The 12620-nt window shown below is 42.6% G+C and carries 1 protein-coding gene; it reads right to left on the bottom strand.

What is annotated here, in order from left to right:
• Positions 1-8 precede the first annotated feature (8 nt).
• Positions 9-12377 carry a CARDB domain-containing protein gene (locus tag LW728_RS00485; RefSeq protein ID WP_288105921.1) on the bottom strand — a complete coding sequence of 4123 codons (12369 nt, stop codon included), beginning with the start codon at positions 12375-12377 and terminating at the stop codon, positions 9-11.
• Between the last annotated feature and the right edge of the window lie 243 nt (positions 12378-12620).

Genomic DNA, 12620 nt, shown 5'->3' with positions numbered 1-12620 from the left:
CTGTTTACTTAAGCTTGAATTAAAATGTCATTCTCATTTAGCTGTGGGATACTATTCAATGTGACAAAAAGTGCGCCATTACCTAATCCTGTCGTGGCTCCATTTTGATTGTAGAACAGATTACCTGTTGCTAAATTGTAAACGATTTTAGCATTACTGGAACCAACTAGATTTAGTTCGTTAGCCGCCTCATTGATGGTGGCAAATTCGGCGGCTTGTAAGCTATTGCCGACGGTACTAACAAGAGCATTGAAGGAGGTTTTACTCAGGATAATTTTGTCACTTCCTTTAGTAAAGTCGCTGATGTTATCAACTCCAAAATCACTGCTATTAAAGATAGCACCACTGCCAAAGAGGAATGAGTCGCTGCCATCGCCGCCGGTGAGAATGTCATTTCCTTTTCCACCAATCAGGGTGTCGTTACCTGCGCCACCGAGGAGAGTGTCATTGCCATCTAATCCCTTGAGTAGGTTATTGCCACTGTTACCGGTGATGACATTATCTAGATTGTTACCTGTGCCGTCGATGTTGGCGTTCCCTGTTAGGGTGATATTTTCGATGTTGACGGTGAGAGTGTAATTTACAGAGGATTTGATGGTGTCTTGTCCTTGGCCGGCATTTTCAATGGCTACGTCGCGGCTGCTATCGACAATGTAGGTGTCGTCACCGGGACCGCCTGCGAGTCGGTCATTTCCTATACCACCATCGAGAATATCGTTGCCTTCACCGCCGTTGACGCTATCGTTACCAGCACCAGCATTGATGTGGTCGTCGCCGCTAGTACCGTTGACGGTTTCACTGCTGGTGCTACCGTTGACGGCGTTGAGGACGTTGAGGCTAAAGCTATCGTTGGCTTTTTCTCCGGCTGAGTCGCTGGCGATTACTGTCAGGTTATAAGTACCTGAAGCAGTATCGGAGGGGGTGCCACTGAAGGTACGGGTAGCGCTATCAAAGGTGATGCCACTGGGGAGGACTGTTCCTGTGGCTAGGGTGTAGGTGAGATTATCGCCGTCAATGTCTGTGAAGGTGTTGGCGGGAATGGTGAAGCTGAAGGGTTGATTTTCTGTGGCGGTTTGATTGGCTATTTCCTGTTGCAATGTGGGTGCATCATTGACAGATGCAACTGTTATGGTGAAGCTATTGTCAACAGTTTTACCGTTAGATGTTCCCCGAATCGTAATATTAGCTATCCCAGATTGATTGTTTTGATAGTCAAGGGTTAACTGATTGTCAACGATGGTAGCAGTGACTAATCCCGGATTGTTATTGACGAATACTGATTTAACAATTGAAGTCGGTTCATTATCAATATCGGTGAAGATATTAGTTAAATCAATGACGGTATTAGCTGCATCTTCGTTAACATTGACATCAGTAATGGGATTGATGACAGTTGGTGCATCATCTACTGGGTTAACTGTGACTAGGAAAGTATTGTCAACAGTTTTACCGTTGGATGTTCCCCGAATCGTAAGATTAGCTGTCCCAGATTGATTGTTTTGATAGTCAAGGGTTAACTGATTGTCAACAATAGTAGCGGTGACTAATCCCGGATTGTTATTGACGAATACTGATTTAACAATTGAAGTCGGGTCATTATCGATGTCGGTGAAGATATTAGTTAAATCAATGACGGTATTAGCTGCATCTTCGTTAACATTGACATCAGTAATGGGATTGATGACAGTTGGTGCGTCATCTACTGGGTTAACTGTGACTAGGAAAGTGTCATCAACAGTTTTACCGTTAGATGTTCCCCGAATCGTAATATTAGCTATCCCAGATTGATTGTTTTGATAGTCAAGGGTTAACTGATTGTTAACGATGGTAGCGGTAACTAATCCTGGATTGTCATTGGCGAAGACTGATTTGACAATTGAAGTCGGGTCATTGTCGATGTCAGTGAAGACATTGCTTAAGTTAATGACGCTATTTTCTGCATCTTCAGCCACATTGACATCCGTAATCGGATTGAGGACGGTTGGTGCGTCATCTACTGGGTTAACTGTGACTATGAAAGTATCATCAACAGTTTTACCGTTAGATGTCCCACGAATCGTAAGATTAGCTGTCCCAGATTGATTGTCTTGGTAGTCGAGGGTTAACTGATTGTTAACGATGGTAGCGGTGACTAATCCTGGATTGTCATTGGCGAAGACTGATTTGACAATTGAAGTCGGGTCATTGTCGATGTCAGTGAAGACATTACTTAAGTTAATGACGCTATTTTCTGCATCTTCAGCCACATTGACATCCGTAATCGGATTGAGGACGGTTGGTGCGTCATCTACTGGGTTAACTGTAATGACAAAACTTGTGACATTAATATTACCACCTGCTCCATCGGCTACCGTAAAGCTAAAGCTATCACTGGTCGTTTCTCCGCCATTATGAATGTAGGATAGTAAGCCACTATTAATATCAGCTTGGGTAAAGGTGTTATTAACCGCTAACGTGACTCCATTGCGTTGTAAATTTCCATTTGTCGGAATCGTACTGATGGTAAAAGTCAACTGATCCGAGGTATTATCTGGATCTGTAACAGCAAGCAAACTATTAGAAATAGCAGAATTAGCGCCTTCATTAAGAGTTAAGCCTGTATTGACCGAGATTTGTGGGGGTTGATTAACTGCGCCACCGATTTGTATGGTTGCATCTGCCGTCGTCGGTGCTGCTTCTGTATTACCTGTGTTATCAACCGCAACCGAATAGAAAGAGTAGGTATGTCCGGCTGTCCCCGTGTAAGTGGCTTCGGTTAACTCAGTATTATTGAGCCAGACTGTATAATTACCGCCATTATCAGAGACATAAATAGTATAAGTCGCCAAAGCTGATCCTATATCTGTTCCTGTCCACTTAACGGTAAATTCAGGGTTATCCGTCGTGGTTGGTAAAGTATCAACTTGACTGGTGGGTTTAGTGACATCAAGAGTATTGAAAATGGGTGGGGTATCGATGGGTTCTTCCGTATCAAAGACGATCCGCGCAGTTGCGTCAATTACATCTGCGGTTTGTACAGTGTTTTTTGTTTTAATACTATAAGTAACAAAACCTTCCCCGACTCCATTTTCATCATTAGTGGGTAAAAATCCTTTTTGTGCGTCTAAAGGTGCTTCTCCCGTCTCTGGATCAACGGTACTAATCCGCCAAGTAGCGATTCCTGTAGTAGTCTCAATGGAAACAAAAACATCAACATAGAAACCCTTAGTTTCAGTTAAGTCAATTCGTCCTTGATGGAAAGCGCGATCACCAGCTAACTCATAAGTGTTACCACTCCAACCATAATCATCAACGCGGAAAGTGCGCCAATCAAGATCAGAATCTAACTGTTGAGTAATGACTACTTCTTGAGCGGGTGCAGAAGCAGTAGCAGCATTTTCAAAGCGGATGGTATAACCGAAACGTTCATTAGTATTAATCCATTGCTCATCGCCGAAACCTTTGGGTCCTAAGATATCGTTAGGGTCACGAGGACGAATTACATCGGGATCATAATCATCGTCATCATTATCATCATCGTCGTCACAATCACCAAATAAATAACATTTGAAATCGTCAATTAGATCATTTACTGTGTCCCCGATATCATCTGCTGTGTTGTCAATCCAGTCTGCAATATCACTAATCCCATCTTTGAGTTTATCTCCGATAAAATCACCTATATCGCCTATGGCATCGTCTATAGAGTCTACTAGATCCTTTAGCCCCTCCACTATATCGCCTGCTGCATCTGCGAGATCACTAATGCCATCGACTATATCCCCTATACCATCAACAAGATCATCAATTCCATCTAGTATTTGATCGATATCATTGAAATCGTTAGGCGGCTCTAATTTACCATCTAGTAAGTCGCCTATCCCATCAGCTATATTGTTTAGTCCATCCAATATATCACCTATACCCTCTACTATATCGCCAGTACCATCTCCAATTTTGTTAACTAAATCATTCAACTTATCTTCTAACTGTTGGGCTTTATCTTTGACATAACGTTCTGCTATTTCAGCTACTTGCTCCAATCCTTCGGGAGTCAAAAGATCCTTGAAGTCAGGAGTACTTCCAATTTCGAGTAAATCTTTGATTGGTAAATCTTTTAGCCCTGCATCCCAATAAGCGTCAGGATGAGTTTCATAGGCAAAGTCTCGAAAAGCATCAGTATTTCGTTCAAGTTCAGCAAAGGCACCAGGGGCGGCATTTAGACGATCTTCAATGGCTCGTTGTAAATTTTCACGGGTTTTTTCTAACCACGCTTGACCTTCAGGACTTAGTTTTTTAGCCGTTTCATTTGTAAATCGAGAAACATATTTTTCTCCATACTCTTTATAGTAATCAGGAGGTTCTTGTCCTGGATTACGCCGTTGAAAATCTTTGTAGCGAAAATCATAATAATCTAAACTTCCTAATTGATCGGGAGGATAGGGAGTTGGTTGACTCGAATCATTTAAGATATTAATTTCTTGGAAAGTGATCGTTTCAACTTCTAATGATGAAACACTTGAATCAGCTTTGCTTATATTTGTCCAGGTTATTCCATCCCAAGTAGTTAAATATTCTTGATTGCCTGTATCGCTATCTCCAAAAACTACCCAAGAAATTGCTGGTGTTCCATTGTCTTGACCCTGTAAACGCATAAAGGGTAACTGGTTGGTTGCTGGTTGAGCAGAGCTAGGAATTAAGTTTCCATTGCCCCATTGATAACTATCACCAATTTTTCTAGCGATCGCATAGTTAAAGTTATCATTATTATCTACCCAGACTGCCATTAAAATAGGGGAAGAACTATCTACTGGATCAACTACTGCTAGTAGTTGTATGCGATTTCCTTGGGCTTGAGGGATTGTAATGGGAGTTGTCCATTGAGCAGTAATCTCGTCATAGGTTGCATAAGCAATTGATCCATTTTGTACTACTAATACATGGCGACTATCATCGGACGCGACGGTCAACACCGGCTTTTCTTGAGAAGGGGGTAAATCTCTTAATAAATCTCGTGGTGGAACATAATCGACTTCTAAATTGAGAATTTGGGGTGTTGCGCTTAAATTTACCGTAATATTAATCGGTTCATCCAAGGAACCAGCCACTCTGAGTTGATAACTTCCTGCATCGAGTCCTGTTAATTCAAAATCTCCCAAGTCGTCAGTGAAAAAACTTCGCCGAACAGGGTTACTAGTATTGATTCTTTCAAGAATAATTAAACCTTGAGAGATCGAATTTCCTGTATTTATGTCTGTCAGTGTGCCTTTAAATGAGACAGAAGGAGAATAATTAGCATTCTGCTGGTAAATTTTACCGAACAGTTCATTAACATCGTAAATCGGTTCATTTTCAGGAGAAACAATAGCAGACATTTTATTGAGCAAGAGGACATATTCCCCATAAGTTCGTACCTGTGAGGCAATATTTCTAATAAAGCTATCCCACTGAGTATCAGTCAATCCACTAGGACGAATCGAAGCTTCAAAACTATTCCAATCAACAGGCGTATTATTATCCGCAGAATAAGTACGGACACTGAAGTTAACTGGATCGGTACTGCTATTGAAATATATTGGCAGTGTATTAAGATCTCCAGGTCGTAAAATTCCCTGTGGACCTTCATTACTAACACCCAATAGATGTAGTGGACCACTGGAACTTAGTCCCTTTAAAGTCGTTCCTACTTGGGTATTGGTAACACTTTCAATAATCAACAGAGGAGCGATCGCATCAGTATCACCTTCGTTACCGTAGTTAACATTGAAAATATAATTGCGGCCAGGGCGAACTTCTTCCGGTCCTGTGATGTTGGAATTTAAGTCATAACCTGTAGCTGTCTGAACCGTGATACTATCTGCCAAAATAACGCTACTACCGTCGCTATGTTTAGCTTTAAGGTCATACAAACCGATTGGATCATCAAATAGATCAAATGTGACATAAGCAAGGGTAGAATTTTCTAGATACACTTGTTCTGCTTCGATGACACTGCCATCGGAAGCGAGCAGTTGGAAGGTAGTACCTTCAATGAATTTTGCCCCGTAAATTTCTAAGGTAGCTTCGCCAAAGTTACCAATAGTGTCAGTATTTACCTTTGTAATTGAGAAAGGAATATCTTGAGCGAGAATTTGGTAACTAGGAGAACCACTAACTTGATCCCCATACGCTAAGACATAATAAGTTCCTGTTTTTTCAATGGGAATTACAATTTCCGGATCGGCGTTAAAGGGTTGGGTAGTAGTCAGATCAAATTGCCCCCGGCTCGGCATTTTCCCATAACTGACATACAATTCATTAAAGGATTGATTATTGCTGCTATCAAAACTCAGTCGGATCGCTTGTCCTACTTGAGCATCAAAACGATAATAAACTGACTGTCCTTGTCCTAAATTACCTGTATCTGGCGTTTCTAAGCCTAATTCTTCGACATCTAAGGTAATTTTACTACTAGAAACTCCGACATTATTACCCTCATTTACTTCAGAAACTTGATTGAGGATGTCACTCCGCACGATAACGTAAAAATTCCCTAAATTAACCCCCGGGACAACCCCATTTAATACCCCAGTATAACTCGCACCACTTGCAATATCTCCTGAATGATTTACTTGTCCTACTAAAGCATCACTGACATCCCACTGGGTATCTTGTGACAGATAAACGGAATCTTTCCAACTTCCGTAAGCAGTATCTGTCCCTTGGTTCTGTACAGTATAGTTAATACTGATATTTTGTCCAGGAATGCCACTGCTAGGAGTAGCAATATTAGTAACTACTAAATCCGACGGTGGAGGAATAATAATTTCCGTCGAGAATCCGTCATAATTAACATTATTGATCTCTCCTAACCGTTCATAAACGGCATTACCGCCATCCGTCACCACGAAGGCGTAAAAACGTCCCCCTAAGCCTCGCGGTATGTTAAAAGATTGAGTTGCAGTATAACTATCTCCTGCATTTAATCCCCCCGTATGGTTGCGATAGCCTAAATAAACATCGCTGTTGCGATCGAATACTTGATCACGGGATAGATAAACGGCATCATACCAACTTTGACCCGTATTGGCATCATTATTAACAACGGTCCAAGTCAAACTCAGAGATTGTCCGGCAATTCCCTGTTCTGGCGCATCCACGGCAGTGACAGCCAGATCAGCAGAAGGAGCGGGGGTAATCGGTAGAGTTCCAGTTCCCGAACCGCCTCCACTGGTACTATCGCTGGCTAAAACGTTATTATTCTCAAATGCACCTTCAATAACGTTATTATCTCGGTCAGTTTGCACTAGAACATAGTAACTGCCGTTCAAATTAACCGGAAGCGAGAAAGTACCCGTGGCACTATAACTTGCTGATGGCTCTAAGGCTCCTGAACGATAAACCGACCCTAAATTAATGTCATCACCGCTGACATTTTTATCTAAAGACAAATAAACCTGATCGTACCAATAATTGCTATTAGTACGTCCTACCCCCAAATTCGCCACCGTCCAATTGAGGGTCAGCGGCTGTCCGGGAGTCACGGTATTTGGCAGAGTAATGCTAGTAACTTGTAGATCGGGAGTATCACGAGAGATGGTGAGGGGAAAAGCACTAGAGGCATTATTTCCCTCATTGCTACCTTCATAAACGCTATTAGCCGAATCAGTGACGACAAATAGTTGATAATTGCCTTCTAAGGTAAAGGGTAAAATAACACTTTCAGTCCGACTGTAGGTACCATTGGGAGCTAAAAGTCCGGTGCGGGTGAAGCTGGCGAGGGTCAGATCATCTGCATCTCCTAAAACCTCATCGTTAGAAACTACAAGGCGATCGCTCCAACTGTTAACAATGGTATCCCCAGTTCCCTGGTTTTTCACTGTCCATTGCACGGAAATCGCCTTACCAGCTTCTCCCGTAGTCGGAATAGTTGCGTTAGTAACGACTAAATCCGCCGGTTGGGAGACAATTTGTACTTGATTGATGCTTTGAGTGACGTTATTAACATTATTTAATTCAAATACTTGATCGCCGCTATCTGTCACACCAAAGACGTAGTAGGTGCCAGTTAAGGTATTGGGTAAGGCAAAGTTAGCGGTACGATCATAACCATCACCTGGATAAAGAATGCCATACTGGCCGACACTACCCAAATTAATGTCCGTTGCCGTATTTAGTTGATTATCGCTGGAAAGATAGAAGGTATCAGTCCAATAATAATTCGGGGTTTCTGTCGCTCCAAAGTTAGTGACTCGATAATTGATGCTTAAACTGCTACCAGAACGAGCATTGTTCGGAATTGTTAAGGATTCAAACTCTAAATCTGGTGGCGGCGTTAGGGTAATGTTCGTTGCTGTGGTGTCGTAGCCACTATTGTTATTCTCAAAAACGTGCTCATAAACGTTGTTATAGATGTCGCTTTGGACAAAGAAGAAGAAACTTCCCGCCACACCAGTGGGTAAATTAACTGTTGCTGAACCGGTATAATTTGCACCGGCATTTAACGCACCACTATGGTAAAAAGTACCTAAATTGCGATCGCCTGCATCTAAAGTTGCATCCGCCGACATAAATACCCGATCATACCAAGCTGTTTCTAAAGTGCGTCCTGTACCAGCATTAGTGACAGTCCAACTCAGGTTCATCGGCTGTCCTGAGAAGGCTCCATTAGGCGCATTAACCGCCGTTACTTGTAAATCGGGAGGTGGGGTTAAATTAACATCCGTCGGCCCACCAGAACCCCAATTATCCCCTTCATTACCAACTTCGGTAACGTAGTTATAAACATCAGCTTGTACGAGGAAATAGTAATTGCCATCAATACCGCGAGGTAGGGTTACGGTTAAGCTGTTGCTATAACTATCATTCGGGTTGAGATAACTAGGATTAACTGCTTCTCCTAGATAGGTATCAGTATTGTCATAAGTAGTATCGAGGGACAAATAAACTCGATCATACCAAACAGGCGCATTAGTGGCACCAGTACCGACATTTTTCACTGTCCATTGTACGACGGTTTCTTGACTGGAAAAAGCCGTCGATGGTGCAGTTACCCCAGTAACTTGTAGATTAGGAACCGGAGCAAGTTGTAGGGAAATCGGACGATCATCTGTAGTAGTATTGTTCGATTCGTTCTGCGTTCCTTCAGCAAGTTGTCCGTAAAAATCGGTCGTTACAACCACTCGATAGTTACCGGTTAAACTGAGGGGAACGCCGTAGGATTGAGTACGATTTAAGGAGGCTCCAGCAGCCAAGCTACCTGAATATTCAAAAATTCCGACATACTGGGTGGCACTGGTCGCCGTATTAACTAAATACACATAATCATACCAAGTTCCTTCTGCGGTTGCTGCTCCTTGGTTTTTGACAGTCCAATTGATCTCAATTGGTTGTCCAGACAACGATTCAACCGGTGCGGTAATCTCACTGACAATTAAGTCGGGAGCATTGAGATTAATGGCGACAGCACGAGTATTGTTAGTTTCGTTAGTTTCTCCTTGACCTCCCGAACCATCAGCGACAAAGATTAAATAACGGTTTCCTGTGGCAAAGTTGGGGAGGTTGATATTGCGAGTAATGCTGTAACTTGCACCGGCGGCTAATGGTGTTTGGGTGGAGATTAATTCTTGGGTGATGTAAGTGTCAGCATTAGCATCAAAAATAGCATCGTTGGAGAGGTAAATGCGATCATACCAATCCGTAGGAGCGGCGCTTGTCCCTTGGTTTTGTACTGTCCAAGAAACTTCAATACTCTTACCGACTGTTCCGGTTGCAGGTACGGAAGCATTAGAAACAATTAAATCGGGAGCAGTATCGTCTGTGACATTAGAGATAGAGATTGTGAGGTTGTTTTCGTAGGATAATCCTGTATTGTCAGTCGCTTTGACTCGGATTGTATGTTGGGTGTTGGTTTCGTAATCCAATAAGCTACCATCAGCGACCACCAATTGATTATTAACGATCGCAAATCGTCCACCGGCATTATTAATCAGAGTAAACGTATGAGTGTCGTTAGTATTGTTATCCGAGGCACTTAGCAGGCCAATAACAGTATTATTAGCGCTGTTTTCAGGAACAGTACTGTTATTTAATGTGATATTCGTCGGAGCGCTATTCACCACACTCAAGACAAAGCTATCGCTTGTGGAAGCACCACTCTGATCGGTTGCTATAACTTTTAGATCATATTGTCCCGCTTGGGCCGCACTAGGATTACCACTAAAAGTGCGATCATTAAAGGTTAACCAACTGGGAAGGGTACTGCCATCGGCTAAGGTGGCTGAGTAGGTTAAAGAATCGCCAACATCGGAGTCTTGGAAAGTATTAGCAGAAATAGTGAAATTGGAAGACCGATTGCTAAAAATACTGGTATCGGTAATGGGATTAGCAACGGTGGGAACATCGTTAATTGAGTTAATAGTTAAAGCTACGGTTGATGGGTTAAGTGCGTAATTGGTTCCATCCGAACCGTTCCAAGTAAAACCAGCGATTCCGTTGTAGTTGGTGTTTGGGGTAAAGGTTAAATTGCCTAAATTTACTACAGCAATTTCTTGGTCAACAGCAACTGGACTATTATTTAACTTGAGAAGTCCGTTACTCGGTAAGTTAATAATCTTGATTTTGGCTAGGGGGACACCACTACCACTGTTAAAGACACTGGCAAAGTCATTAGCTGCAAAGGGAATGACCTGATCCTCATCTCCGGTTTTCTGAACAACGCCAATGGTAGTGATCTGGTCAACATTTACTGTCCAAAGCTCTACGCCATTTACCCCGTTATCAGCAGTGAAGTATAGTTTACCGTTGCTATAGGTTAAATTGCCAGGGTTAGAACTATTACTGCCGACATAAATATCCTTCAAAAAGACTGGATTGCCGGTCGTTGGATCAACCTTCCAAAGTTCCCACCCAGTTGTATTGTTATAGGCAGTGAAATAGAGAACGCCATTAGCATTGAGCAAGTTATAGGGGTTTGAACTGCCACTGCCGGATACAACATCAACCACACTAGGGGTTCCCGTCGCTGGGTCAATTCTCCACAGTTCAGAACCACTCGTCGGGGTAGAAGCTTGGAAGTAGAGTGTGCCGTTGACATTGGTTAAATTACTCGGCGATGAACTGCCGCTTCCTGAATTAATGTCAATCAGAACTGGATTTCCGGTGGTGTTATCAATGCGATAAAGTTCTATCCCATTAGTGCCATTAAATGCCGTGAAATACAGTGTGCCATTGACATCTGTTAGGTTGCTGACGCTGGAAGTATTACTTCCGGGATAAATATCCAGTAGAGAAACAACGCCAGTAGCCGGATTGGCTCGCCACAGTTCGGTCCCATTGACATCATCGTTAGCGGTGAAATAGAGAATGTCTCCAATTTTAATAAAGTTGCTAGGACTAGAACCCAAGGTTGTGGCATTAATGTCTTTAACTAAAGCTGTACCTTCTGGGGTGCCATCGGTTTGCCACAACTCTATCCCTTGGCTGTAATTATCAGCAGTGAAGTATAGTTTACCGTTGCTGTAGGTTAAATTGCCGGGGTTAGAACCATTACTGCCGACATAAATATCCTTCAAAAAGACTGGATTGCCGGTCGTTGGATCAAGTTTCCAAAGTTCCCACCCAGTTGTATTATTATAATAGGCAGTGAAATAGAGAACGCCATTAGCATTGAGCAAGTTATAGGGAGAAGAACTACTGCTACCCGACACAATATCAATTAAAGCCGGATTGCTGGTGGCGTTATCAATGCGATAAAGTTCTGTCCCAGTTGCGCTAGTCGTAGCGGTAAAGTAAAGTATCCCGTTGACATTGGTTAAATTACTCGGCGATGAACTGCCACTTCCGGCTGAATTAATATCAATCAGAACTGGATTTCCTGTGGTGTTATTGATGCGATAAAGTTCTGTCCCAGTTGCGCTAGTCGTAGCGGTAAAATACAGTGTGCCATTGACATTAGTTAGGTTAGCAGGACTGGAGCTTGATGCACCTGAATGAACATCCACAACTTCAGGATTGCCAGTGGTAGAGTTGATGCGCCAGAGTTCGGTTCCGTAAGTGGGATTATTAGCGGTAAAGTAGAGAACTCCGCCAAGATCAATCAAATTACTTACATTTGGGGTACTGGAGCCGATATAGATTTCTAAAGGAACTGTACCTTGTGCTGTCCCGTCGCTACGCCATAATTCTCGACCATTCACCCCATCATCAGCGGTAAAGTATAAGACGTTGCCAACTGCGTAGAGCGTGGTGGGACTGGAACTATTACTTCCAGTGCCAATATCTTTAACTAAAACTGGATTACCACTCGCGTCTAGCTTCCATAATTCTGTCCCGTTGGCACTGTTGTTTGCCGTAAAAAAGACTGTACCATTGACATTAGTAAAGTTCTGAGGAGATGAACTACCACTCCCTGTCACCACATCAATTAATACGGCATTGCCTGTGGTGTTGTTGATTCGGTAAAGTTCGCTTCCAGTAGCAGAATTATAGGCTTGGAAATAGAGGGTGCCATTGACATTGGTGAGATATTCTACATACTGAGTACCAGAAACCTGGACAACATTGCCTGTGGCGGGGTCAATTGTATAAAGGGGACGGTAAATTGTAAACTCATTATTCCAATTGGAGTTGCGGAAGTAGAGGCGGTCTCCTACCCGGGTAAA

The organism is Microcystis sp. 49638_E5, from assembly GCF_021300285.1.
In the GTDB taxonomy this organism is placed as follows: domain Bacteria; phylum Cyanobacteriota; class Cyanobacteriia; order Cyanobacteriales; family Microcystaceae; genus Microcystis; species Microcystis aeruginosa_C.
Note: the sequence above shows the minus strand (reverse complement) of the source record. Positions and strands in the feature narration are given on the sequence as shown.